The sequence below is a fragment of the Anoxybacillus sp. EFIL genome (assembly GCF_013096955.1).
Taxonomy (GTDB): domain Bacteria; phylum Bacillota; class Bacilli; order Bacillales; family Anoxybacillaceae; genus Anoxybacillus; species Anoxybacillus ayderensis.
The window spans coordinates 220,300-246,427 of the sequence record NZ_SDLH01000003.1; the positions used below are offsets into that span (position 1 = coordinate 220,300).

The 26,128-nt window shown below is 43.3% G+C and carries 20 protein-coding genes; 5 read left to right on the forward strand and 15 right to left on the reverse strand.

Annotated features, from left to right (window positions below; translation table 11 throughout):
- Positions 1-13 precede the first annotated feature (13 nt).
- The 8 genes from fliS to ES017_RS07290 form a co-directional block, all read right to left on the reverse strand.
- The gene (gene fliS, locus ES017_RS07255; protein ID WP_021095714.1) at positions 14-427 is read right to left on the reverse strand and encodes a flagellar export chaperone FliS; all 414 of its coding nucleotides are present in this window, start codon (positions 425-427) and stop codon (positions 14-16) included.
- A 58-nt stretch (positions 428-485) separates the two neighbouring features.
- On the reverse strand, positions 486-773 hold the full coding sequence (locus ES017_RS07260) for an EscU/YscU/HrcU family type III secretion system export apparatus switch protein (RefSeq protein ID WP_009362432.1): 288 nt from the start codon (positions 771-773) through the stop codon (positions 486-488).
- Entirely contained in the window at positions 770-5,362 is a 4,593-nt protein-coding gene (locus ES017_RS07265) for a metal-dependent peptidase (RefSeq protein WP_021095713.1), read from the reverse strand. The genes ES017_RS07260 and ES017_RS07265 overlap by 4 nt, the downstream gene beginning before the upstream one ends.
- 82 nt (positions 5,363-5,444) lie before the next feature.
- A complete protein-coding gene (locus ES017_RS07270; RefSeq protein WP_021095712.1) occupies positions 5,445-6,113 on the reverse strand; it encodes a ComF family protein in 669 nt (222 codons plus the stop codon).
- Positions 6,110-7,450, reverse strand: a complete 1,341-nt coding sequence (locus ES017_RS07275; protein ID WP_171334967.1) for an ATP-dependent helicase ComFA — start codon at positions 7,448-7,450, stop codon at positions 6,110-6,112. Before ES017_RS07275 ends, ES017_RS07270 begins: the two co-directional genes overlap by 4 nt.
- A 66-nt stretch (positions 7,451-7,516) precedes the next feature.
- Entirely contained in the window at positions 7,517-8,359 is an 843-nt protein-coding gene (locus ES017_RS07280) for a DegV family protein (protein ID WP_021095710.1), read from the reverse strand.
- Positions 8,360-8,457: 98 nt separating this feature from the next.
- A complete protein-coding gene (locus tag ES017_RS07285) occupies positions 8,458-9,138 on the reverse strand; it encodes a response regulator (RefSeq protein WP_021095709.1) in 681 nt (226 codons plus the stop codon).
- Entirely contained in the window at positions 9,135-10,301 is a 1,167-nt protein-coding gene (locus ES017_RS07290) for a sensor histidine kinase (protein WP_042535013.1), read from the reverse strand. The genes ES017_RS07285 and ES017_RS07290 overlap by 4 nt, the downstream gene beginning before the upstream one ends.
- Before the next feature lie 195 nt (positions 10,302-10,496).
- Between ES017_RS07290 and ES017_RS07295 the strand changes: the two genes are divergently transcribed.
- Together ES017_RS07295 and ES017_RS07300 are read left to right on the forward strand one after the other, a co-directional pair.
- A complete protein-coding gene (locus tag ES017_RS07295; RefSeq protein ID WP_171334932.1) occupies positions 10,497-11,135 on the forward strand; it encodes a YigZ family protein in 639 nt (212 codons plus the stop codon).
- A 94-nt stretch (positions 11,136-11,229) separates the two neighbouring features.
- On the forward strand, positions 11,230-12,249 hold the full coding sequence (locus ES017_RS07300) for an LCP family protein (RefSeq protein WP_021095706.1): 1,020 nt from the start codon (positions 11,230-11,232) through the stop codon (positions 12,247-12,249).
- A 33-nt stretch (positions 12,250-12,282) separates the two neighbouring features.
- Here the strand turns inward: ES017_RS07300 and ES017_RS07305 are convergent, their stop codons facing one another.
- Complete coding sequence (locus tag ES017_RS07305; RefSeq protein ID WP_171334933.1) at positions 12,283-13,335, reverse strand: glycosyltransferase family 4 protein; 1,053 nt, start codon at positions 13,333-13,335, stop codon at positions 12,283-12,285.
- 224 nt (positions 13,336-13,559) lie between these two features.
- Between ES017_RS07305 and ES017_RS07310 the strand changes: the two genes are divergently transcribed.
- Positions 13,560-13,778: a hypothetical protein gene (locus tag ES017_RS07310; protein ID WP_021095704.1), complete on the forward strand. Its 219-nt coding sequence runs from the start codon at positions 13,560-13,562 to the stop codon at positions 13,776-13,778.
- Positions 13,778-15,124 (forward strand): SpoIID/LytB domain-containing protein, encoded by a 1,347-nt coding sequence (locus ES017_RS07315; RefSeq protein ID WP_171334934.1) that lies wholly within the window; start codon positions 13,778-13,780, stop codon positions 15,122-15,124. The genes ES017_RS07310 and ES017_RS07315 overlap by 1 nt, the downstream gene beginning before the upstream one ends.
- Before the next feature lie 18 nt (positions 15,125-15,142).
- Here ES017_RS07315 and ES017_RS07320 read toward each other — a convergent pair whose 3' ends face one another.
- The 3 genes from ES017_RS07320 to ES017_RS07330 form a co-directional block, all read right to left on the reverse strand.
- Positions 15,143-15,886: an S-layer homology domain-containing protein gene (locus ES017_RS07320; RefSeq protein WP_021095702.1), complete on the reverse strand. Its 744-nt coding sequence runs from the start codon at positions 15,884-15,886 to the stop codon at positions 15,143-15,145.
- A gap of 10 nt (positions 15,887-15,896) precedes the next feature.
- The gene (locus ES017_RS07325; RefSeq protein ID WP_171334935.1) at positions 15,897-17,339 is read right to left on the reverse strand and encodes an N-acetylmuramoyl-L-alanine amidase; all 1,443 of its coding nucleotides are present in this window, start codon (positions 17,337-17,339) and stop codon (positions 15,897-15,899) included.
- A gap of 262 nt (positions 17,340-17,601) precedes the next feature.
- Positions 17,602-19,827 (reverse strand): S8 family peptidase, encoded by a 2,226-nt coding sequence (locus tag ES017_RS07330; RefSeq protein ID WP_075039281.1) that lies wholly within the window; start codon positions 19,825-19,827, stop codon positions 17,602-17,604.
- A gap of 250 nt (positions 19,828-20,077) precedes the next feature.
- Here ES017_RS07330 and ES017_RS07335 point away from each other — a divergent pair, with 250 nt between their 5' ends.
- A complete protein-coding gene (locus ES017_RS07335) occupies positions 20,078-21,919 on the forward strand; it encodes a stalk domain-containing protein (RefSeq protein ID WP_035063513.1) in 1,842 nt (613 codons plus the stop codon).
- 532 nt (positions 21,920-22,451) lie between these two features.
- Here the strand turns inward: ES017_RS07335 and ES017_RS07340 are convergent.
- Genes ES017_RS07340 through ES017_RS07350 form a run of 3 tightly spaced genes read right to left on the reverse strand, consistent with a single transcriptional unit; the run spans position 22,452 to position 26,127 of the window.
- Positions 22,452-23,717 carry a TolC family protein gene (locus ES017_RS07340; protein WP_035063511.1) on the reverse strand — a complete coding sequence of 422 codons (1,266 nt, stop codon included), beginning with the start codon at positions 23,715-23,717 and terminating at the stop codon, positions 22,452-22,454.
- Positions 23,718-23,735: 18 nt separating this feature from the next.
- Positions 23,736-24,458 (reverse strand): CPBP family intramembrane glutamic endopeptidase, encoded by a 723-nt coding sequence (locus tag ES017_RS07345; RefSeq protein WP_021095697.1) that lies wholly within the window; start codon positions 24,456-24,458, stop codon positions 23,736-23,738.
- A gap of 10 nt (positions 24,459-24,468) precedes the next feature.
- The gene (locus ES017_RS07350) at positions 24,469-26,127 is read right to left on the reverse strand and encodes a beta-barrel domain-containing protein (RefSeq protein ID WP_171334936.1); all 1,659 of its coding nucleotides are present in this window, start codon (positions 26,125-26,127) and stop codon (positions 24,469-24,471) included.
- Between the last annotated feature and the right edge of the window lies 1 nt (position 26,128).

Genomic DNA, 26,128 nt, shown 5'->3' on the forward strand with positions numbered 1-26,128 from the left:
TTTTTTCTCTCCTTTACTCTGTCATAATAAATTGTTCATATGTCGCCGCTTTTTTTGCCACAACGTTTGTTGTCGGTTGTTTTTTTAGTGCCTCGTTCCATGCTGTCGCAATGTCTTTGGCGATCGTTAACACTTCTTGCATCATGGCTACGTCTTTTTTCATATTGGCATCAATAAGACGCTCGGCCATATAGTTGTATAGCGCATCTAATTGATGAGCGATAATGCCTGCGTCATAATTTAACCCAACACCTAGTCGTTGTAAAATATCGTTTGCTTTTTGCAATAGTTTGTTGGCATAAGAGTAGTCGCCTTTTTTTGTGCTTGCGATCGCTTCTTCTACACTTTCAATTAACCCTTCATAAAGTAGCGCTGTTAATTGTTGCGGCGTTTTTTTATACACCGCTTCTTCTGTTAAAAATTCCACGCGCTCACTCTCCTTTTATCGTTCACCTACTTTATTTATCGTCACGATTTTTCAATGTTTAATAGTTTCGTTCCATTTTTTCAATTAAAATTAAAATTTCTGCGATGACTGCGTACAGTTGTGGGGGAATCGTATCGCCAAGGTCAAGATCAAGTAAATGTTGTACGAGCGCGGCATCTTGTTCGACGGGCACTCCATTTTGTTTGGCGAGTTCGATAATTTTTTCTGCCACATAGCCGCGCCCGTGGGCGACGACGGTCGGCGCTTTATCTCCTTCTTCATAGCGAATGACCGCCGCCGACGGACCGTTTATTTCCCGTTTTCGTTTTTGGTTAAAGTACATCATATTGTAAAATCATATCCTTTCTCCGTCCATGTTGCCCGTTTCGGCTCATTCGTTTTTTCTTCTTTTTTCTCAAACGTCGTAAATTGTACGTGACCGACGCGGTAGCCGATGTCTTCCAACCTTTTTGTCGCCGTTTCGATGAGCGGACGCATGCGCTCTGCAAAATCTTCGCGATCGTTACGAAACGTCACAGAAATTGTTCGTTCGTTCGCACTTAACAGCACGCCGACATCGCCGAGCTTTTTCGTTTCAAGTAAAAAGTATAAGCTGCAGTTTTCCCAATCGACTCGTTTTCCGTCGTTTCGGGCATTGACATATACTTTCACATCTTTTACTTCCTTTTGTAGCAACAACGGGATCGTAAAAAAGAGCGTTTGCATCGCACTTCCTTGATCGTTTTTATTCAGCAGCTGTTGCCCGGTCATATTCGTCAACGCTTGTTCTGCTTGTTTCGCTGCTTCTCCACCTGTCTGTGCTAATTTCATTAAGAGTCCTTTCATCGTATCTTCCGTTTGTTCGCTTTCACCGTTAAACACGAGTGCATTCGCCATATCGGTTTCATGCATCAAGCCGAGGCGACGAATCGTTTGCAGCATATGACGCGCGGACGGCTCCGGTTGGACAACATCGTTCCATTGCGCGAGTAATGCTTGTTCTGGCGCTTGTTGTTTAAGAGACTGAGCGTCGACAAAATGCTTCACTTTCACATCGGACGGCTTAAATTGCATTTGTTCAAGCGTACTTTTTACTTGTTTTACGATTTTTTGCGCTTCTGTCATTTGCCCTTTCTCTAACAGCTTTTTCGCTTCTGCTAATTGCGAACTTGCTTGCAGTAATTTTTTCTCCATCGTCATATCGGCAAACAACATCGCATCGCTTTTTAAAATCGTTTGGTCGAGCTGTTTAATCGTCGTTTCTAGCAATTGTTTTGCTTGCGGTCGCGCCGCTTGCTTGTATTGAGTAATGAGATGATCAATCGCCTCTAAATTGCGCATCATATCACGCTTCGTTTGTTGGAACTGTTTCGTCGCTTCTGCCATCCGTTTCGTGACGGTTTGCACGATAATATCTTTTGATTGCAAGCCGAGCGCAGCTAACGATTCGTACGCCGCATCATCAGCTGTTGAGGTATTGTTTGGCAACAACGTCTGTTCAACTTGTTGAAGCGCTTGAACGACCGTTTGTCTTGCGGCCATTTCTCGCCCGTTTTCTGCAAGCTCATCAGCACGAGCAAACGCTTCATGAAGTGACGGTTCCATATGTTGAGCGAGTTGCGCACGCGCCACGTTTAGCGCTTCTTTCACATTTGGCTCCTTTTGTATCGTTTTCATCGCTTGAGCGATAGCAACACGTACATCATTCGTTACACGTTTTCCACTTTCTGTTATTACAAGGGCTGTGAATAGCTGTTGGCGTTGTTTGTCGAGCATTTGTGTAACTTGCTGAAGCGTTTGCGCCATATTTGGTTGTTTAGCAAGTGTCGCATCACCTTGAAGCTCACGAACCGCTTCTGCCAACGTCATTGTTTGTTGTTCAAGGCGATCGGCAATCATATTTGCACGATGGACATATTCAGGCACGAGCTGTTGTTCGATGGCACGTAACGTTTGCACGAGCTTTTGCTGTGCCTCTGCACCACGACCAACTGCTTCAAATAATTTTGCTTGATTTAATGCTTGAATGACTTTCTCTGCTTCGTTCGCTGGTAACGTACGAGCGACTTCTCTCACTTGCGGCTCGATTGCTCTCACATTTGGGGCACTTTCTGCTTGTTTCCGTACTTCAGCGACCTGCTTTAACTGTGTTTCTTTTGCCTCCAACGCCGTGGTTGGCGCATTCGTTCGGATCACTTCTTTCGCTGTCCGCACGACATCCGCAACCGCTTCTTCTTCCACCGTACGTAACGCCTGCACGAACTGCTGACGGGCTTCCACACTTCGTCCAGCCGTCTCCAGCTGTTTCGCCTGTTCGAGCGCACGAGCGACTTTCTCTGCTTCGTTCGCTGGTAACGCTCGAACGACTTCTCTCACTTGCGGCTCGATTGCTCTCACATTTGGGGCACTTTCCGCTTGCTTACGCACGTCAGTGACCTGCTTTAACTGCGATTCTTTCGCTTCTACTGCCGTTGCCGGCGCATTCGCTCGAACCACTTCTTTTGCTGTACGCACGACGTCCGCAACCGCTTCTTCTTCCACCGTACGTAACCCCTGCACCAACTGTTGTCGGGCTTCCACACTTCGTCCAACCGTCTCCAGCTGTTTCGCCTGCTCGAGCGCACGAGCGACTTTCTCTGCTTCGTTCGCTGGTAACGCTCGAACGACTTCTCTCACTTGCGGCTCCACTGCTTTCATCGTCGGCGCGCTTTCCGCTTGTTTCCGCACTTCAGTAACTTGCTTTAACTGCGATTCTTTCGCTTCTACTACCGTTGAAGGCGCATTCGCTCGAACCACTTCTTTTGCTGTCCGCACGACATCCGCAACCGCTTCTTCTTCCACCGTACGTAACGCTTGCACGAACTGCTGACGGGCTTCCACACTTCGTCCAACCGTCTCCAGCTGTTTCGCCTGCTCGAGCGCACGAGCGACTTTCTCTCCTTCATCCGCTGGTAACGTACGAGTGAGTTCTCTCACTTGGGGCTCCACTGCTTTCATCGTCGGCGCACTTTCTGCTTGCTTACGCACGTCAGTGACCTGCTTTAACTGCGATTCTTTCGCTTCTACTGCCGTTGTCGGCGCATTCGCTCGAACCACTTCTTTCGCTGTCCGCACGACATCCGCAACCGCTTCTTCTTCCACCGTACGTAACGCCTGCACGAACTGCTGACGAGCTTCCACACTTCGTCCAACCGTCTCCAACTGTTTCGCCTGTTCAAGCGCGCGAGCGACTTTCTCTGCCTGTTCTGTTGGCAACGTACGAACAACTTCGCGTACTTGGGCTTCCACCACTCTCACATTTGGGGCACTTTCTGCTTGCTTCCGCACCTCGACCACTTGTTTCAGCTGTGTTTCTTTGGCTTCCAACGGTGTGGACGTTGGCGCATTCGCTCGAACCACTTCTTTCGCTGTCCGCACGACGTCCGCAATCGCTTCTTCTTCCACCGTACGTAATGCTTGCACCAACTGCTGACGAGCTTCGACACTTCGTCCAACCGTCTCCAGCTGTTTCGCTTGGTCAAAAGCGCGAGCGAGCTTCTCTCCCTGTTCCACTGGCAATGCTCGAACGATTTCTCTCACTTGCGCCTCCACGGCTTTCACATTCGGATCGCTTTCTGCTTGTTTTCGTAAATCAACCACTTGTTTTAGCTGTGCTTCTTTTCTTTCTAACGGCAATGTTGACTTACTCGGTTGGTCTCCTACCGTACGCAATGCTTGAATAAGGTCGTTTTTTGCTTTTTCTCCTAATTGTTGTACACGTTCAACGGCTTCATATAGTTCCTTCGATTCGATGCGTGGTAAAACCGTTTCTTTCAGCTGACGAACCGCATCTTCGACATGGCGAGCGTTGCGAACGATGCGTTTCGCTTCATCGATGACTTGCTTTTGTGAAGGTGAGGCCGATTGTACCGGAACATCTTCGTTTTTCTCTACAGAAGCAAACGCTTCAAGCAATCTTTGTTTAGCACGAAGTGGTTGACCTGAGCGATACAACTGTTCTGCCTCTTGTAATGCTGGCCCGAGCGTTTGACGAACGACGTCGCTTCCTTTTGCTATAGCGATCGCTTTGGCGACAATCGGCTCGCGTTCAATTTGTTGACGAATGATTTGCAACTGTTTCTCTTGCGTCGTTGCCCGTTCTGTTTGTACGTCATTCGTTTTCTTTTCGTTCACTTCTGCCATAGCGACCGCTTGCATAATGCGGCTGCGGGCAAACGATTCATGACCTCTCTCTTTCATTACAGTCGCTTCACGAACAGCTTTCGCAATCTCCTCATGCCCGTTTTCTTCGGCAAACTGTTTCGTCCATTCGATGACGCGGTCTATATTTTTTTCTTGTTGTAACTGTGTACGTAATTCGCTAATCGTTTGCGACGGTTGTTTGGCGATTGGAGTAAATGAAAAATGTGCGTCAATGGCGCGCACGATATCATGTAGCGATGCACTTAACGGCTTGCCGTGGAGCGCCTCATGAACCGCTTGTAACTGCTTTACTGTCATATCAAGCTTTTTACTTGCGGCAATTTGAATCGTTTCTAACTTTTGTTCAACCGTTCCTTTCCCTTCTGCTAAAAATGTGCGCAATGCCTCTACCGTTTCGCGAGTGAGCGGCAGTTGCTTTTGAGCAACGATCGTTGCCGCTTGGCGAAGTTCAGGCGTTTCAAACGTTTCAAATGATGATGTGGAAGGAGGTGTCACAACCTTCCCTTCGACCACTTCTCCATTCCCACCTGTCACTTGCACTTTCACTCTCCCAGAAGGCGGCACGTCTCCTTCAAAACGAAACCGAATATCCACCCCTCGCAATTGCACGATCGCTTCTTTTTCACTTACTTGCTCTTTCACGACCGCTTCATACACATCTCCGGCTTTTAACGTCACAGTCGTTGACGATGAGGATGCCGAGCGATAATGTCCGTATCCGCGAATTTCCATAACGACCCATCTCCGTTCTCCAAGTTTCCTACTTTTTATATCGACCATCGTTGCGCACTTTTCAATGGGATTTTGTTCCCAACTATGAACGGATAAGAGTAAACGAACAAATATCGCGCGCACCTGCGTCATACAGAAGTTTTGCTGCTTCGTGCACCGTTGCGCCTGTCGTGTAAATATCATCCACAATCACAATGCGCTTTTCTGCCACATTTTCTCCGGTGAGACAAAACTTCCGTCCAGTGAAACGTTCACGTCTCGTTTTTTTCGATTGTTTTTCATCATCGATACGTCGCAAAGCAAAAATCATCGGCAATGGCAAAAGGGAAGCGATCGCCTCCGCTTGATTAAATCCGCGTTCAGCTAGTCGAGAAGGGCTAAGAGGAATGGGCACGAGGCATACATCGGAAGAAAAATGTTTAGAAAAAACGGCGCGAACATCGTGACGAAACGCTTCAATAAGTGCATAATCGCCGCGAAATTTAAAACGATTCATCACTTCTTTCATCCAATCATTGTACATATACACCGAGACATTTTGTTTTAAAACACTTTTTCGTTTTTCCCACGCGATGCAATCTTCACATACCGCCTGATCAATTAAACGGCTACATCGCTCACAACGATTCCCTTCTAAACGAATAAAACGAGCGCGGCAACGCGGGCAACAAACATCCTCTTGCCGAAGCGTCAAAAAGATCGAAAAAGACATTTTCGGCATCCAATCATCATGACAAATGACACATTTCATTCGTCAAGCAACCCTCGCTTTCGTGCTTCATCGTTCATACGTACAATATGGCGCTTTGCTTTAACCATTGCTTTCGTTTTTCCAAAATGAAAAAAGCGAATATCACCTGTCGGATATTGCGCACTTCGCCCGACTCGTCCAGCAATTTGTACGAGCGCACTTTCTGTAAAAATCGGTTGTTCTGCACCGAACACAGCGACGTCAATGTTTGGCACAGTCACCCCACGCTCTAAAATCGTCGTTGTGACGAGAATAGGAATGTGTCCGCGACGAAAAGCGAGCACTTTTTCTTTTCGTTTCGGATCTTCAGCATGCACCCCTTCAATGAGAGGATGAAATTGTTGTAAGTACGGGACCACTTGTTGTAAAAATTCGATGTGAGGGACGAATAAAAAGGCTTGCTTCTTTTGTGATAAACGTGCATGGAGCCATTGAATGACACATAGCGGTAAACGGTGGTGGCGCCACTTTTTTTGCCAATTGCCGCACCATTCGAATGTAGGGACAGGGAGCGGATGACGATGATAACGGGCTGGGATCATGACCGCTTTCCGTTTTCCACTTTTTACTTCATGTTGCCATTGCTCGTTTGGGGTTGCAGTTAAATAAATGAGTGAAGACGTCGGTTTTCGGGCACGTTCAACGGCGTACGAAAGCATCGGATCAACGCTATACGGAAACGCATCGACTTCATCAACAATCATGACATCGAACGCCCGATAATACCGAAGCAATTGATGCGTCGTTGCCACCGTCAATGAAGCAAGTTTGCCACGGTCTTGACTACCGCCATATAATGCCGCCATATCGACCGATGGAAATACGCTCGCCAAGCGCGGAGCTAGCTCTAACACGACATCTGTGCGCGGAGCGGCGATGCAAACGCGCTTTCCGTGCGACAGCGCCAGATCGATTCCCTCAAATAACACTTCCGTTTTTCCTGCACCACATACGGCCCAAACGAGCAATGAGTCGTTTCGATCAATCGCATGACAAACTTCGTCGGAAGCAAGTTGTTGAGCCGGGGATAGTTTACCGCTCCATTTTAGCGGTGAAGAAAAAGAGGTGGAGGGAATTGGACCAGTCCATATGACGAGCGGATTGCATTCGCTACATCGTCCCATCGTGACACATTTTCGACAATACGTACATATACGTCCACAACGAGCGCACGGAAAAGACGCAAAAAGTTGTTGATCTTCGTTGTCGCATCGCACACAGCGATACCCTTTTTTCGTTTTGACGATACTTTCTACAACTTGAACATACTTCTCATCATAAGGAAAAGAAAGTCCAGACTTTAGCAGCTGTTTGCCTGCCATATACAAACGAATCACCCCACTAAAAAAGAAGTGGACGAGTCGTCCACTTCTTCTATTCGCGCTAATCAAAAAAATTCCTGTTTATTTTTTATACCAACCGAATCCCATTGCCCCTTCACCTAAATGTGTGCCGATGACCGGACCGAAATAACTAAGGAAAAATTCAACGTGCGGGTATTGTTGTTCAAGCTTTTCTTTCCATGCACGCGCTTCTTCTTCACGATTCGCATGAATGATGACCGCACGCATCGGAACGCCGAGCATCGCATCTTCCGCAAATAGCTCTTCTATTCGGCTTAACGCTTTTTTACGTGTACGAATTTTTTCAAACGGCACGATCACTTTATCAACGAAATGTAAAATCGGTTTTACCTGCAGAAGGCTGCCGATAAACGCTTGTGCGCCACTTAATCGACCACCGCGCTGCAAATGCGATAAATCATCGACCATAAAATAAGCGCGCACCGATCGTTTCATTTCATCTAGCTGCGCAATAATCGCCTCTGGATGCATACCTGCTTGCGCCATTTCTGCCGCTTCCATCGCATAAAATCCTTGCATCATGCAGCTAATTTCCGAATCATATGCATACACGCGAATACCTTCAACCATTTGACCCGCGGAAACGGCTCCTTGATACGTTCCGCTAATGCCGCTTGATAAATGAATGGAAATGACCGCATCGTATTGTTTCGCAAGCTGTTCGAACGTTTCAACAAATAGTCCAATCGGCGGCTGTGATGTTGTCGGCAGTTGTTCGCTCGTTTTTACTTTGTCAAAAAAATCTTCTGCGCTTATATCGATTTCTTCTCGATACGTCTCGGTTCCAAAGACAACACTTAAAGGAATGATATGTATATTCAACTGTTCACGAATATGCTTCGGGATATATGCAGTACTATCTGTTAAAATCGCCGTTTTCATCGCCTATACCTTCCTTGTCCAAAATTTTTCCTACTTGCATTGTACTATATTATAACTATCCTTGCATTGAAAAAGGTTGTCGAATCGATTCGACAACCTTATTTCACTTCTACCCAGCCATTTTTAATCGCAACGACAACGGCTTGCGTTCGGTCGTTAACATTTAATTTTTGCAAAATATTACTTACATGGTTTTTCACCGTTTTTTCGCTAATAAATAGCGCATCGGCAATGCCTTTATTGCTTTTTCCGTCCGCCAACAACTGCAACACTTCGCATTCGCGGCGCGTCAATAAATGGTACGGTCGGCGTACGTCTTGCTTTTGCTTCTCTTGTCCCATCGATTCCCCTGCAACGAGGCGACGATATTCTTTCACAAGATTATGCGTCACTTTCGGATGCAAGTACGAACCGCCTTCTGCCACAACACGAACCGCTTCAATTAAGGCGTCTGCATCCATTTCTTTTAACAAATATCCCATCGCCCCCGTTTGCAACGCATGCATGACGTAACTTTCATCATCATGAATCGATAAAATGATCACTTTTGTATCCGGATACGCCTCAACGAGTTGACGCGTTGCCTCTACCCCATTGACATGTGGCATATTAATGTCCATGATGACGACATCTGGCTTATATTGCTCGACAAGCGCCAATACTTCGTCTCCATCGCTTCCTTCCGCGACGACTTCAAAATCTTGTTCAAAATCTAAAATGCGTTTAATTCCTTCTCGAAATAGTTTATGGTCGTCAATTAAAACGATGCGCGTTTTCATAGCTGTCGTTCCCCTTTCTCTTCCGTCTTACGGAGCGGAATGGTCATCGTCACAATCGTTCCGCGTCCAAGTTGTGAGTAAAGATGTAGTTTTCCTTCTAACCATTCGATGCGCTCACGCATGCCGATTAATCCGAATGCTTTATCTTTTTTTTCATTCGGATTAAATCCTTTGCCATCATCTTTCACGACGATCAGCAAACTATCTTTTTTTAGCTCCATTTTCACTTGAATCTCCTTTGCCTCCGCATGCTTTAACGCATTTTGCACCGCTTCTTGCACGAGGCGGAAAATAGCGACTTCAAAACGATCGGATAAGCGGCGTACTTCTCCTATGTATGTAAACGTAATCGTTTTTTTATGATATTCCTCGATCGTTTGTAAATATTTTTTTAACGTCGGAATTAAACCGAGGTCGTCAAGCGCCATTGGGCGTAAATCGTAAATAATGCGGCGCACTTCGTATAAAGCGGAACGCACCATTTTTTTTAAATCACGCATTTCACGAATCGCTTCCTCCGCACCGCGTTCACGGTAAATGCGTTCAATTAAATCGGAACGCATAATGACGTTCGCGAGCATTTGCGCAGGTCCATCATGAATTTCCCGCGACAATCGCTTCCGCTCTTCCTCTTGTGCCTCAATAATACGAAGTCCAAATTCTTGTTTTTCATTTGCGCCAGTAATAAACTCGCTCAGCTCGCGGAAATCTCCGTTCAAATAGTTTAGCACAACCGTCACTTGACCAATTAAATGATCGGCTCGCTCAATCGTTTCTTTCACAGAAGCAAGCCGTCTTTCTAACTCATCGCGACGTTGACGCAGCTGTTTTTCTTTCTCTTGCGCCATCGCTAATTCCATTTGTAAAGAATGCGCTTTCTCATACGCTTGGCGAATTTCATCTTCCGTATAGCGAGAGAAGTTTTTACTTACATCGGATAATCGTTGCCGAGCCAACCGCGCTTTCATTTCTAAGTGATCTGTTTGATCAATGACGCGTTTCACTTCTTCTTTTGTTTGTCGGAGTTCTTCAAGCAGTCGTTCGTGTTCCTTGCGTGACTGTTCGCTAATATGAAAAATTTCCGCTTTACTTTGGTCGACCGTTTCAATCATTTTTTTTACAATTCGGTCGAGCTCTTTTGCATTTATTTTTTTATTGGACATACACACCACCTAAAGGAAAAATGACCAAAAGTCAAGCGAAATGACTTTTCTGACTTTTATTTGAATATTCTTCTTGCTTTGAACATTGGGCATATCGTTTTATAATTTTTATTATAGCATGTTTCACCTATTTCTATCAGCATTTTTCGACAACAAACGCACAACATTCCAATAATCATTCGAGGTGATTACACGTTGTTAGAGACATACTATACGGTAAAAGGATATGGAGAGGCAGAAATCGTCATTGAAAAATCGCGCTTCATTTGTTACGTCGAACGAGCAACAACAGAAGAAGAAGCGATTCGCTTTATCCAACAAATCAAGAAAAAACATTGGGATGCAACACATAACTGTTCCGCATATATGATCGGCGAACACGATCACATTCAAAAAGCAAACGATGATGGCGAACCGAGCGGCACGGCAGGCGTTCCAATGCTCGAAGTGTTGAAAAAGAAAAAGTTAAAAAACACCGTCGTCGTTGTCACACGATATTTTGGGGGCATTAAACTCGGCGCTGGTGGGCTTGTGCGCGCTTACGGAAAAGCAGTGACAGAAGGACTAAAAGCCGCAGGCATTGTCGAACGTAAACTGATGCGGATCATGCATACAACGTTTGACTATACATGGCTTGGGAAAGTCGAAAATGAACTGCGCGCCTCTACTTATACGATAAAAAACATTCATTATGCAGAACACGTCACGATCGACACATACGTCGAAGAAAAACAAAAAGAAGATTTCCGCGCATGGATGACAGAACTGACTAATGGGAAAAGCACCATTACAGATGGCGAGCATGTATACGTCGAGTTTGATGTCGCGCAGTAAAAAAATTTTCGTTTACGACTGCATAAAAATTTTGTAAAATGATGATTGTTTACATGTCGATATTTGTTGAACTTTTGAAAAAAGGGGAACGACGATGCAAAATAGACGAGCATATATGAAAAAAAAGAAAAAACGAAAAAAAATATGGACATTTGTCCTACTCCCATTGCTTCTTCTTATCATCGGGGGAGGGGCATACGCCACGTTTCTTTTCAACAAAGCACAGTCCGTCATCCAACAGTCATTCGAACAAATTGATGGGCGCGAAAAATCAGAAAAGCGAATAAAAGAAGTGGATCCGAATTCCGATAACATTTCTGTTTTATTTATCGGCGTAGACGACAGCAACATTCGCCAAAAGAAAGGAATGGGAGCGGTACGTTCCGATGCGCTTATCCTTGCGACATTTAACGTGAAAGATAAAACGGTCAAATTGCTTAGCATCCCACGCGACTCTTACGTATACATTCCAATCGAGAAAAAATACGATAAAATTACACACGCCCATGCATACGGCGGAGTAAAAGCAACGGTCGAAACAGTTGAAGAATTGCTCGATATTCCAGTCGATTATTACGTCAAAATGAACTTTGAAGCGTTTGTTGATGTCGTTGACGAACTCGGTGGCATTGAGTTTGATGTCCCTTACGAACTTCGCGAAATGGATTCACACGATCGGAAAAATGCGATTCATTTGAAACCAGGCTTACAAACGTTAAACGGTGAAGAAGCGCTGGCGCTTGCGAGAACACGGAAATATGACAACGACATTGAGCGCGGCAAACGCCAACAAGAACTGATGAAAGCGATCTTCAAAAAAGCGATGAACGTAAAATCGCTCACAAAATTTGACGATGTGATGGAAGCGGTCGGGAAAAATATGACGACAAACTTAACGTTTGAGGAAATGAAAGGTTTCTTCGCTTATGCAACAAAAGGAACAGGCGCAAACATTGAAACGCTTCATCTCAAAGGAGAAGACGCACGCATTAGCGGCGTATATTATTACCGACTTGACGAAGCAACAGTAGACGAAATTAAACAAACGTTAAAAACACATCTTGACGTATCGTCTTATCAAGCACGAACAGAACAATTCGCGCAAGAACAATGAAGAGGGTGTCTCTCGAGACACCCTCTTTTATTGTTATGAAATTTTTCTCATGCCACGAACCATCTTCAGTAGCGGACGATAATCTTTTCCGACAAGACCAATTTTCTCGACAACAAGCTCAACGACAAGCAACACAAACGCAATGACGACTAACGCGCCAAACATCGTTGCTTTCGATAACACAACTGCCGCAACACCAAACATCGCTGCCATGCCATAAATAATTAACACCGTTTGACGATGACTGTATCCAAGACGTAGTAGACAATGATGCAAATGCGACTTATCTGGCGCTGATAACGGCTGTTTATTGACGATGCGTCTAACGATCGCAAACAGCGTATCTGAAATAGGCACCCCTAAAATTAAAATCGGGATAATTAACGAAAACACTGTAACGTTTTTAAAACCAAGAAGCGATAACACCGAAATCATATAGCCTAAAAATAATGCCCCTGTATCGCCCATAAAAATTTTCGCTGGATGGAAATTATATAAAAGAAAACCGAGCGTACTTCCGAGCAATAATAAACTCATCGCAAAAACAAACACATACGTATTGCCCATCGTCGCTGCCATTCCAGCAATCGTGACAAGGGCAATGGACGAGACGCCAGCAGCTAAACCATCTAAGCCGTCAATTAAGTTAATCGCATTTGTAATACCGATAATCCAAAGCATCGTAATCGGGATACTTAATAATCCAAACTCTAAATGACCACCAAATGGCAAGTTAATAAAATCAACGCGAATGCCGCCGTACACGACGACAATGGCGGCAATAATTTGACCGAGCAGCTTCCACTTTGGCGGCAACTCATATATATCATCAAGCACACCCGTTAACACGATGATTGTCGCACCAATGACAATCGCTGTCGCATATGGGCTAGCTGGCTTCAATACAAAGTAACCGACGATAAAACTAATAAAAATCGCTAATCCACCTAAACGTGGCATAATTTTTTGGTGCACTTTCCGCTTGTTTGGCTTGTCCGTTGCACCAACTCGAAACGCCAACCATTTCACGACAGGCGTAATGAGCACAGCTAAAATAAAACAAAGAAACAAGGTGAAATAAACCATAGGAAACCTCCCTATTCGTTAGCATTCCCGATTTTTCAATCAATTATTGTTTAAAAAGTAACACTTTCTACCATCTCTTTTTACAAACCTATCAGACATTATACCATAAATTTTAAAATCGACAAATGGAAAATAGAAAACTAGAATTTTGTTACATTTTCGTCCTTTTTGTTGAAATGATTTGTTATAATGTGAGATAAATAGAAATGAGGGAGGAGAAAACGGTGAAAAAAAGAACGATTGTCATGATGTTGCTTGCAGCGATGTTAACCGTTTCTGCATCAAAAGCATTGGCAAATAGCGAACCTGTTTTGGCAAGCGTAGAATGGGTGCTAGCAAAAATAAATCCGCTAAATGAGCGCGTCACAAAGCTTGAACAGCGCGTTCAACAGCTTGAGCAAGAAGTCGCGAAATTGAAACAACAACTAGAGGCGGCGAAATAATGATGAAAAGCATTCGATGGATCGTAGTCGCTTTTAGCATGTTTCTTTTTATCCCAACATCCGTTCATGCCGCATCGTATCCGACACCGGTCAAGGTAAAACTATTGCCGACCGCAACGTTCCTTGCGACAGTAAATGGAAACTATCAACTCATTGATTTGAAAACGAAACAAGCGATCCCATTTACAAATCCGGTTGCCTTTTCGCAAACGAACGGAGCAGTCGTCGCAACGATCAATGGCGTTTCGTACACATCGACAAGCGGTTTTTTATTAGATGAAGTGACAAGAAACGACCAACATGACGTCACGATCGGCAGCATTCAACAAGCAAATGGAAAATCAGCACCTGTGAAATACCGCGGGTCGTTTGAAATTACACCAGGGCAAACGGCACCAAACTTATTTAATACGTTAGACATGGAAGACTATTTAAAAGGTGTTGTCCCTGGGGAAATGCCATCATCTTGGCATAAAGAAGCGTTAAAAGCACAAGCTGTCGCTGCACGCAGCTACGCATACGCTCAATTGAAAAAATCGTCGTTTTTACAAATGACGGTGGCCAGCCAAGTATACGGTGGAAAATCAAAAGAACAAGCGACATCCACCGCAGCAGTTAACGAAACAGCAGGTGTGTATGCAACATATCAAAATGAACCGATTTCCGCCTATTTCCATTCAAGTTCTGGTGGGAATACAGAAAATAGCGAAAATGTGTGGGGCGGCGCTGTTCCGTACATTCGCTCTGTTTCCGATCCGTACGATCGTCATGCGAGCAATCCACATTACGGATGGAACGGAAAAGTCGCAACAACTGTCGTATCATCAAAATTTAAACTAACAAACGAACAAGTCGTGTCGCTTCGTGTCACGCAAAAAACAAGTGCAGGAAGCGTACAACAAATGGAAGCGACTGTGTACAATCCTGCCACAGGGCAAAAACGGACCTTGCAAGTGCGACCTTCGTTTGTATCATCACCTGATGCGTTCCGTTCATTTTTTGGCGTTTCATTAAAAAGTATTGCCTTCGATGTCAAAGGAAATGCTAACGTAAAAGTAAAACTTGCGGACGGTTCAGAACAAACGGTCGATCATATTGTCGGCTACACACTTCAAGCAAATAGCGGACAAACGATCATTTCAAACGGAAATGCTTCCATTCGTACAGAAAATGAAACGATTTACTACCCAACTGCGCCAACGGAATTTACATTCACAGGCGATGGATGGGGGCATCGACTTGGCATGAGCCAATGGGGTGCGCGCTCAATGGCGGAAAAAGGCTTTACGTACGATCAAATTTTAAAGTACTACTATAAAGGAATTGAAGTAAAAAAAATCAAATAGGCTGTGCACATGCACAGCCTATTTATTTTGCAACGCCCGATCCATAAATGTAGCAAAGTGAGCGCGCGTCGTCGGTTGTTCTGGATAAAAATAACCATTACTTCCTTCCGCAATCCCATGTTGAGAGATGATGCGAATTTCTAGCGCCCCTTCTGTTCCGTTTGTCACATCTTTATATCCTGCATATGGCGCTGACGTTGCTTGCAGGCGAAAAGCACGTTGAATAATCATCGCCATATGTTTTCGCTTCATGGACTCTTGAGGGGCAAAGCGATTGTTTGGGTACCCTCCGACAAAGCCAGCCTCATACGCCGTCATAATTTCGCGGGCAAACGGATGAGAATTTGGGACATCCGCAAAAATCGATGGCTTATTTGATAGCGGAAGTTGAAATGCCCTTACAAGCATCGCCGCTGCTTGCGCACGCGTAATCGCTTGATTCGGGGCGAATAAACCATTCCCCACGCCACCGACAATGTTTTGACGATATAAACGAGCGACCGGAACATACGCCCAATGACCGAGTGGAACGTCTTTAAACACTTGCGGCGATTCCGCAGCTGTTTTCATTTTCGTAAGCTGTTGTTCCAATTGTTTCATCTTTTCATCGATTTGATTTAAACGTCTATTCGTATCCGCTATTTGTTGCTCTGTCCACGGCGCTGTTGCAATTTCTTGCTCTTCACTTGCCCCTGCGTGTTCCTGCTCGCACGCTGTTAAGAACAACACGAAAACGATAGGAAGAATCCATTTTCGCACCATGCCACCTCCTCTATTGTGATGTATAGTATTTCACAATCCCTTGATAAATCGCTTCAGCATATATATTTTGATATTCCGGTGACGTTAATTTCGCACGATCTTCTGCGTTAGAAATAAATCCAAGTTCGACGAGCACGCTTGTCACACTATTGTTGCGCAACACATACAGGCCGCTATTTTTCACACCGCGATCAACCATATTCGCCATGCGGACAATCTCCTCTTGAATGTATTGTGCTAATTTTTTACTTTCCTCTCCGTTCGGATTCGTCGATGAATCGTAAAACACTTCTGCTCCTTTCGCACTTGTATTTGTCGCCGAATTTGTATGAATGCTAACAAACATTTCCGCGTAGCTGTTTTTCGCGATATTCACGCGATCTTGCAACGTCGGATAAACGTCCGTCTCTCGCGTCATAATAACGGTTGCGCCTGCTTTTTCAAGTTTTTCTTTTACGAATTTCGCCACTTCAAGCACAATCGTTTTTTCGTTCGCTCCTCCGCTTATTGCACCAGGATCTTTTCCACCGTGCCCCGCATCAACGACAATAATGCGTCCTTTCACAGGAGAACCTGCAATATTCCGCAATTTTAAATATGTTTTATGCACGTAAGCAAACTGACCGTTATAAGCAATTTTTGCCCAATAGCCGTTTATATCGTACACATCCACAACTTGTCCTTTTCGCAATGTTCCAACAAGCCCCCCTGTCGCTGCTGGCGTTTGTCGAACATTGAGCGTCGAAATCGTCACCGTTCCTTGAATGTTCGTTTTTCCTTGTTCGATTAAGTCCGGCAACGGCAAACGGAACTGATCGTTAATCGTCCGAGCTAACAACGTCGCAAATTCAGCACGAGAAATGGCATCTTTCGGGAAAAATTGTCCATCCCGTCCGTTCGCTATGCCGTGATAATATAGACGATTGATGTGCGCAAGGGCCCAGTGACCTGTCGTATCTTTAAATACGGGGGCAGCCTCAACCGCAGCACCTTTGCTTGGAAGAGAAAAGGCGTTCACAAGAACGATGCTCATTTCAGCGCGGGAAAGACTGTCATTTGGACGAAAATTCGTCGTACCGTCCCCTCCCATAATACCAAGCTGTACCGCACGCGCAATCCAGCCACGCGCCCAATGATTGTTCGGAATATCTTGAAATGACAACGTTCCATCTTTCCACTCTGTCTGTCCGAGAGCGCTGACGATCATTTTCGCCGCTTCTGCCCGCGTCACCGATTGCGCTGGACGAAACTCCGATGTTTGCCCAACTTGATAACCGTTAATAATTTGCGCATGTGCTAAAAAGTCAATTTCATTTTTCGCCCAATGACCGTCTCCAACATCGACAAATCGTCCTTCTTGCTTTAATTCTGTATTTGCCCAACTATGCATGGGAACAGAAAAAAAAGCAAGAAAAACGATCAAAAGACAATATACGTGACGTTTCCCCAGCATATTTCTCTCCCTTTCGACATTTTTCTATCATCAAGCATAACAAACAATCCTAACCTTTTCCATACCCAACAACGCATATTTTTCTTTTCGACACGTCTCTGTCTTTTTTCGACAAAAAACGACACTAAACGACAAATTTATACAACAAAGTTATTATTTTTGTAGTGATTTTTTTAAAAAAAAACGGCTATACTTACTTATGCGATAAGGTTTTGGTTGCTAAGTCAGCCTCCCCACCGATTTGGAAACGGTGGGGCTTTTTTTATGCTACTCTTGTCGAATATTGTCGAATGAGTGTCGAAACGCGCACAAGCATCGCGCACATTTGCGCTCTCGTCACAGGTTCATTCGGATGAAAATATGACGTTTTCGCAACGATCCCTCGTTCCGCTAACAACTGCACCGCTTTCCACATATCTTGTTGTGTTACATCTTGAAATGGATAAACAGAACGAATCGGCTCGTTTTCTAGTTGAAGCGCACGCATGAGAAGTAAAGCAAACTGTCCGCGCGTCAGTTGCTCATGTAACAACGCTTTTCCTTCCGTTCCTTTCACAATTCCCTTTTCCGCTGCCGTTGCTACTAACAGCGCATTCGTCGCTGTCAATGGCACATCGACAAAAGGAGACTGCAATATAGAAGGCGCCCCCCAACCGAACAGACGAGCAAGCATCACAATACTTTCTCGGCGCGTTAAAGGAGTATTTGGACGAAACGTTCCATCTCCATACCCGCGTATCATTCCAAGTTTTTGTGCCTGTAAAATATCGCTATACGCCCAATATGTTTTCTTTACATCGGAAAACGGCGTTGGTCGAATGGGAACAGCACGAATATCGGAAGCGATCACTCGTTGTTGTTCATCTGTGATGACAACCGCCACATCTCCTTGTTGTTTCGCTAGATCAAACAAACGAAACGGCATCATCTCCTGATGAATAACGAACGAATGAACAAGTTTTCCATTGATAAAAAGGTGACCATTTTTCCCTACAAAACGCGAAGACAAGCCTAAAATATACGTACGATTTTTTTCAATGGGCTGTCCCGGCTGTAAGTTCATCCAGTCAATGCTTGATGGATTCGATAACGCGATCGCTTGTTGCCATTGAATGATTCCATATCCTGTGTACATATCATATCCGCGCCAATATACATCTTTCGCCGTCTTCCATATACGGTTGCGAAGTTGAAATGCATCTTCTTCTCGGTACATCGCGCGCAATACAGCCAATAGTGCGGAGACGTGCGGAGCAGCCATCGACGTACCACGCATCGCCCGATAACCTGATGGATATGTGCTTATTAGAAAATCTCCAGGGGCGCTTACTTCTACGTCCCAACCATAATTCGAAATAGAAAGGGGCATTTGTTGTCGATCAACCGCTGCTACCGTAATGACTCCGGGGTAGCTGGCAGGATAAATATTTGTGGTGGGCATATGGCTATTGCCAGCCGCCGCCACCACATGCACACCACGTTTGACAGCTTCTTCGATGATCGATTTTAACACTTCCGTTTCTCCTTGGCCGGCTAAGCTTAAATTAATAATCGAAGCACCGTGCTCAAGCGCGTATTTGACCCCTTTTGCAATTTCAAAGTCACCGCCGACTCCGTAACGGTCTAACACTTTAATCGGCAAAATATCTACGGGCGCATCCCCAATCAGTCCTGCTATTCCTTTGCCGTTATTGACGCTAGCGGCTAAAATGCCTGTCACATGCGTCCCATGCCCAAACGTATCATCCGCATATCGCTTGTTTTCCGCATAATCAACGCTAACACTATATAGCACATGATCGTTCAAATCTTCATGTTGTACGACACCTGAATCGATGACCGCAACAAGGACATGATTCACACCTTTTAATTCGACGATGCGCGGACGATTCGTCCAATTTGGCGCCGTAACATATAGATGAATCGTTGAAGAAGGACGGGGGATGAGAACATCAAGACGAGGAAGTTCACCTTCGTTTTCCCCTAACGTCGTCCCTTTTTCATCTTTCACCTGTATACGCCATGGTCCTTCGATATGATCCACTGTGACAGAAAGGCGAGATAATGTTTCTTCTCCAAGCGCGATGACGATATGTTCACCGAAAAACGCCTCTCCGTCATACACTTCTTCTTGTCCATCAACAATCATCGTTTTTCCAATTATCCGGTTGACCGATGTAAGCGAAGGCATGTGCCAATCAATAAGCGGCAAAGACCATTGCTCTGAAAATAACGGGTCATTGACAGCTGCTCGCTTCATATCATTTTTCTCCATTTTTAAAACAAACGGTAAACGAGAAATGTGTTCTCGTTCTTCTTCTGTGACCACCACTTTCGCAAACGATCCAACCGTATCTACGACGTATGATTGAATAGTGGAGAAATTGGACGGATGCCGCACTTGTACGATCCATTCCTCTTTTTCATCTGCTTGAATGACAGAAGGAAATAAAAAGAAAACAACACATAGCCATAACCACCTGCTCACACTTGCCACCTCCTATGCACTTCCATTGTATCGCGTCCACTTCGACATGAATAGACAAAAACGGCACTTGTATAAAAGTAGTGAGTTAACTAAAAAATAAAAGTTTTTTAACATTTTATGAATTTTGTTATCATTTCATAGATTCATAATCAAGTAGAAATAAAAGACGTCCACACGGGCGTCTTTTTTTACTTCAAATTCCAAAATACGTGACAAAAGGAAGTCCTATGGTATAATACCATGGGAAGGAGTGATTACGTTGTTAAAAAAAATCGTTGGATATGCACTCGTTGCCCTCATGATCTTTTCATCTATGCCAACAGCTACCGAGGCAACAAGCATTCGGCCTATGCATATCCCAATTACAGCAAACGGAAAGACAATACAAACAGATACTTCGCCGATTATGGTGAACAATCGCGTTCTTGTGCCATTTCGGGCGATTTCTCAATCGATGGGGGCCAATATTTTTTGGAACGCCAATACAAAACAAGTGACCGTTCAAAAAAATAAAAAAGTGATTTTTCTTACCGTCCAATCAACAACGGCGACAATCAACGATCAAACGGTCACGCTTGATTCCCCTCCAATCATTTATCGAGGACGCACATTCGTTCCTGTTCGCTTTGTCGCTGAAGCGCTTGACGCGAACGTGCAATGGACTGGAAAAGAGGTGCGCATCTCTTGGTCAACCCTCCAGACAAGTGCTGGAGCAGTGTACGTGAATCAAACGAAAGTTACAAACAACACCATGACGGATGGGGTATATACATATGTTCCATTAAAAAAATTGTTAACAGCGATCGATGTCAATGTTGATTGGATTGAAACAGAGGAAACGATGATCGTTCGCTTATCCCGTGGCCAAATGTCAATTACGGCAGGAAAAAAACAATTAATCGTTGACGATCATGAAATTGTCGCACCGCTTGCACCAATTCGACTAAACGATGAATGGTACGTATCCGCTTCATGGGTCATGACTGTTTTTGGCGCACAAATGACTCGAAACGGAAATAACGATTTATTTTTCTCGATTCCTCGAACGACGTTTCGCAGTCCGTTACTGCCAATCGCCGAAACTTCAATTGCTGTCCCACAGCACGTGACAACACCAAAAATGGCTGATGACCGTCGTCTATTAATAAGCGACAACCCAGAAGTGTTAACACCTGTTTCTGTGCCAAATCAGCAAGCGACGTTAGCACTTGATCACGTGCAAGGACAACAAGGAACGATGGACCATCGCGTATTTGGCTGGCACGTCAACAACTTAGGCACTCGCGCCACTGTCGCCATTATTGTTGACAATCGTTCTTCTAACGACATCATTGTCACGAATATAAAAGGAACATCCCGAACAAGTCCAAACAGTTGGGGACATTACGATGTCGGTTTACCACTGGCTGAAACGGTGCTACGACAAGCGCTCACAACCGCACCAACGGTGAAAGTGAAAGCAGGAACGGGCGCAGTCATTCAAGCGTTTGATGTGTCAAACAACCAACTGCTCGGATTTTTATATGACTTCACCATTCAGCAAGAAAACAACGGTACAGGAAACTATCGCATTCGCACAGTCGTCACAAGCTCGTCAGCGAATTTCTCAACGATTTCTCCTACGCTCGCACCGCTTGATTCTTATGCGACTCATCCGCGCGGCGTATGGAAAGGAACAACGTTAGAAGCCACGTTGCCGACATATACGATCGATAACGAACCAGTCGCCTACAGCATATCAAACGGAAAAACAGATCATCTTCTTTCCGTTGCCAATGCATTAAGCGACCCGACCGAAACGGTGCACAATCCCGGTCATTACGGCTTAACGTACCGTCTATCGCTTCCGATTCAAAATGAAACGGGGGAAATACAAACGGTTCGCCTCCGTTTTAGCGCCCGCGGCGGGTCATATTGTGGGGCTGTAAAAGTAAACGGTGTCGTCTATGTCATCCCGCCGCTTCAGCCATTTACACAATCCGCATCTGTCGACTATATCGTCTTTTCAAATCAAGACATGATCTCGCTTGAATTTATGCATGCAGGCGGAGCTGCACTGCCACTTGGGGTTGAAGTTTCGACGGTGAAGTAAATATGTATAAATATAGGGAAGGTCTCCTATACGGAAACCTTCCTTTGCCTATATCAAAATTTCCTTTCACTGGACTCTTCATTTACCATTAAAGGAATCATATATATCCAGTTGATCATCCCCCCATTTTTCCGCCACTCTTTTCTATAAAAAAATGTGATGAAACGGTGAGGTCGTTTTCCAACTTATCCATATTTTATTCCAAAGAAGGGAGATCAATTATGAACAACCATGTAGAACTAAATGAACACAAATGAGTAGATATATGGGGGAGGGTTTGCTGGACCTTCATTGATAACGTTCTTAACACAGGAATTGACTTTATAATTGTAAACCTTGCACCGAAGAAAATGACAGGCAAGGAAGCAAGAAACGTGCTGATGGACATGTCAATGAGGATGAACTAGGAGTTGTAATTGGGGACGTTTCACCTCCCCCATGCTTCGAGTCATTCTTTGTTATGTAAAGGTTCTTTCATACATGTATATATGGTTATAAAAAGGAGAACCTCGTTACTTTTTGGGTTCCCCTCTCACAACAAAGGAATATATCCATTGTGAAACTGTTTCTCCTCTATCTGTAGTAAACAATACGACATGAATTCTAACATGTAATCTCTCTTCGCTTTGTCAATATTCAACATGCGTGCTTTGTAGTCATGTTCAGAGATCAAACCGATTTTCCATTGTTTTTCGTAATAGTCTTGCTCTGACAACATTTGTTGATACACATCGTATGCATCTTCGTATTTCGCATATGAACGATCAAATTCATCATATCGTTTTGCTAAAAACCTTTCTACATTTTTCGCTACCGCATTCAATTGTGCCTCTGACATTTTCACATACTGTTCCATCTGCTGCTTTTCGATTTGGTTGGCTGCCTGCCCTTTTTTGTCATTTGCTAATTTTAAGTTTTCTTGCTTTTTTAAGTAAAGGAAAGAACGGTAAACGAGACTTTTCACATCTTTTGGAGTTTCTATTTTACGCAAAAAAGAACTAGGGATAGATTGAAACGTCACTGGCTGTGCCTGCGGAACATTTAAATCTATCTTTAGTTGAAACTCTAACATTACTCTTTCTTTTTGAACATGTTCTAGCTCCTTCTTCTTATTTTTCCATTCTCGTTGCTTTTTCCTCAACTCGTCTTTACTCACCTCTCCTATTTCGACCATTGCTTCTACTCGCTTCATATCTTCAGCTAAAAATTGAATCTCTTTTTGTAAATAAGCGATTTGTTCATCGTATGACAAAACGGAAATATAATTTTTCGCAAGTTGATAGCGAATAAACTCCTTTGCTTCTTGTTCATCAATTTTTGTTATATTTTGGCTACTTTCTAATTCTTTTATTAGCGATGCTAACTGCTTCTTCTTTTCCTGTATATCTTTTTGCAAAGCCTTTAACTGCTCTTGAGAGGCTTGGTAGTTTTGCTGAATGATTATATTAAGCGATTGGTTAATAGCTATTTGAATAGCAATTTGTTGATCAATCACTTGTTTTTCTTCTTCAGTTGCTTGCTCATAGTTTGGATATAGTGTCAAAAAATACTCTCTCGTCGTTGGTAACAATTTTAACGGCTCTAATGTCGGTTCCTTTAGCTCATTTAGACTTTCACGAACGGCTTCTTTTTGCGCATTTAGCATTGCCCATTTATACGTATAAACGAGAATATCGTTTGATTGATTCACACCTTCGTATAAAACATCATCCAATGTCAATTGTCTTGGACTTACTTCACTTGCCCTTACATGCATAGGGTAAAGAACAAATATGAGTAAAATAAAACTTAGCTTCATCCTCAACTAACTTCTCCCCTAACTAAGCAATATCGTACTAAAAACAAAAGCGTTCCAAATGACATGATAAATAATTGAAGTGTATAATGACTGCGTTAATCGATAAAGTATGACAGTAATTACCCCCATAATCGCTCCATTTACAGGATAACCAAAGTGTGCTAGACCAAATAAAATAGACGATATAATAAGCCCCACATAAAAATGATACTTTTTCTCTAGAAAACGATGAAGAACACCACGGAACAAAAGTTCTTCTTTAATTGGCGATAAAAGGATAACAGCTAACCCCATCAGAACGAAATCGAGAGTACTTTGTGCTCCTTGTAGTCCCATTACTTTCTCTTGTGCTTCCGGATTTTCAAATCCAATTATACGGAATGAAAGAAATTGCACCGTAAATGTTACAAAAATCGCCAGTATGATATACAAATACGTTTTTCCTTCATAAATTGCTTTTTTGTCAAAACCTCCTTTAAGAAAAGCACGAACTTTTTTAAATAAAAAGAGGGCAACAACAAACATAAGCGCATCAAAAAGAAGTCCCATATACCCTTCAAATATATTCATAATTCCTTCATTGTTTGTTACACCACCGATAATGCCTAAAATAAAGCCGACTGCAAAAGACATTCCAAAAAACGAAAGAAAAAATAAAATCATCGTTTTCCAAGACAACACATCTTCTCTTCCTTCTATGACTGTTGTTTGTTCTTGCTCTTTTTGCAGTAATTCACTCATGTTTCCACTCCTATTCTTTCAAATTTATCTTTTCTAAAAGATAATGTAGAATTTTTTTCGAATCTGTAACAACAAATGCTTCTGCTTGCATTCCAACTTTAATCTTCGCCTTTTTCCCTTTATAACTTTGTAAGCTTTCATTTGGAACTGTTGCTTCCACGATATAGTAGCTTATCCCATCCTCTGGATTAACCGTTGAATCTGTGCTTATTCGCACAATTCTTCCCTCGACCTCTCCATATTCTCGATATGGGAGAGCAGCAAAATGATAGCTTACTTTAGCACCTATTTTAGTTTTGCTTATATCTTTATTCGATACATAAATAATCATCTTGTATTGAGACTGTCGATCTGGAATGACTGTTAAAATCGGATCATTTGGGTGAATAATATCTCCCTCATTTACGTCCTTTATAATATTAACGACTCCATTAATCGGTGCAATAATGCGATAGTTTCGAAGTTGAACTTCAATGTCTTTTTTCTTTCCTTCAAGATCTTTCACTAGCTTTTCCTGTTGCTTTATCGCTTCATTAATCTCTACTAATTTATCTGTCTTAAATTTTGCTAATGAGATTTCCTCCAGCTCCTGCTGCAAAGAAATTTCTTGATATAGCGATTTCGTTTTCTGCTGCAAGTCTTTTTTTAATGATTGAATACCTTGTAACTGTGGCTCGATTGTACTCGCCTTTTGCAATTTTTGTAATTGAATAGTGAGTTCATTCAACTTCTGCTTATTCCTCTCTATCTCTAACCGAACCGATTGTAATTTCCCATTCATATAATTTTCCAACTCTAATTTAGCCATTTCATACTCTATTTTGCTTTGCTCAATCTTACTCTTTGGAACATATTGCTCTCCTAAAAAGATCAATCTGTCATACTCATCTTTCTTTTGCTGTACTGTTTTTTGCAGTTTAAGAACAGTATTTTGAAAGTCCATATATTGATTTGCATAAACAGACGTTGCATTCGTAAAGTAATTTTTATTTTCTAAATAACACTTTTCAAGTAATTGCAGATCACGGACAGTATCACTTAAGCGTGCGATTTCTTTATATAACGATTGGATCGTAAGCTCTTGCTCTTTTTGTGTGGCAAACAGCACTTGTTCTTTTTCTTTCGTTTCGTTTTGCGAACGATTCACATCTTGTTTTTCTTTCATTAATCTAAGACGAATTTGTTTCAATTCACCACTTAACTTTTCATAGTCTACTGCGTACTTCATGTATGCTTCATAATAGTCATTATCGTTTTTCGCAAACAAGTTTTTATGTTGCTCAACACTTTTTTTAAACGTGCGCAGTTGCTCTAACTCTTCTTGAGCTTCTTGGAGCTGTTGCTCAATGGTTTGTTTTTGAACGTCAAGTTCGCTTGCATCTAGCTCAAGCAATACCTCCCCCTTGTGTACTTTTTCCCCTTGAACGTAGTTCACACGTTCCACTTTTGCAGATACAGGTGTTTGGATCGTACTAACGTTTTCGTTTGGTCGAACAACTGCTTTCCCTTTTGCTACAATGTCCATTTCACCGAAATAAGCCCAGATAATAAACGAGACAACAAACAAACATAACAAAGAAATAAAAACAGGAACAAACGGATGTGGTTTTGCTTCTAGCAATTCTCTGCTATCCGTTAACTCATTCATTTCTCGTATATAAGCGTTCATG

Coding starts and splice junctions, on each gene's coding strand:
- ES017_RS07350 (WP_171334936.1), bottom strand. CDS start 26,127: ATGAACGCTTATATACGAGAAATGAATGAGTTAACGGATAGCAGAGAA.
- ES017_RS07320 (WP_021095702.1), bottom strand. CDS start 15,886: ATGGTGCGAAAATGGATTCTTCCTATCGTTTTCGTGTTGTTCTTAACA.
- ES017_RS07280 (WP_021095710.1), bottom strand. CDS start 8,359: ATGAAAACGGCGATTTTAACAGATAGTACTGCATATATCCCGAAGCAT.
- ES017_RS07290 (WP_042535013.1), bottom strand. CDS start 10,301: ATGTCCAATAAAAAAATAAATGCAAAAGAGCTCGACCGAATTGTAAAA.
- ES017_RS07325 (WP_171334935.1), bottom strand. CDS start 17,339: ATGCTGGGGAAACGTCACGTATATTGTCTTTTGATCGTTTTTCTTGCT.
- ES017_RS07345 (WP_021095697.1), bottom strand. CDS start 24,458: ATGAGTGAATTACTGCAAAAAGAGCAAGAACAAACAACAGTCATAGAA.
- ES017_RS07260 (WP_009362432.1), bottom strand. CDS start 773: ATGATGTACTTTAACCAAAAACGAAAACGGGAAATAAACGGTCCGTCG.
- ES017_RS07265 (WP_021095713.1), bottom strand. CDS start 5,362: ATGGAAATTCGCGGATACGGACATTATCGCTCGGCATCCTCATCGTCA.
- ES017_RS07340 (WP_035063511.1), bottom strand. CDS start 23,717: ATGAAGCTAAGTTTTATTTTACTCATATTTGTTCTTTACCCTATGCAT.
- ES017_RS07300 (WP_021095706.1), top strand. CDS start 11,230: ATGCAAAATAGACGAGCATATATGAAAAAAAAGAAAAAACGAAAAAAA.
- ES017_RS07305 (WP_171334933.1), bottom strand. CDS start 13,335: ATGGTTTATTTCACCTTGTTTCTTTGTTTTATTTTAGCTGTGCTCATT.
- ES017_RS07285 (WP_021095709.1), bottom strand. CDS start 9,138: ATGAAAACGCGCATCGTTTTAATTGACGACCATAAACTATTTCGAGAA.
- ES017_RS07315 (WP_171334934.1), top strand. CDS start 13,778: ATGATGAAAAGCATTCGATGGATCGTAGTCGCTTTTAGCATGTTTCTT.
- ES017_RS07270 (WP_021095712.1), bottom strand. CDS start 6,113: ATGAAATGTGTCATTTGTCATGATGATTGGATGCCGAAAATGTCTTTT.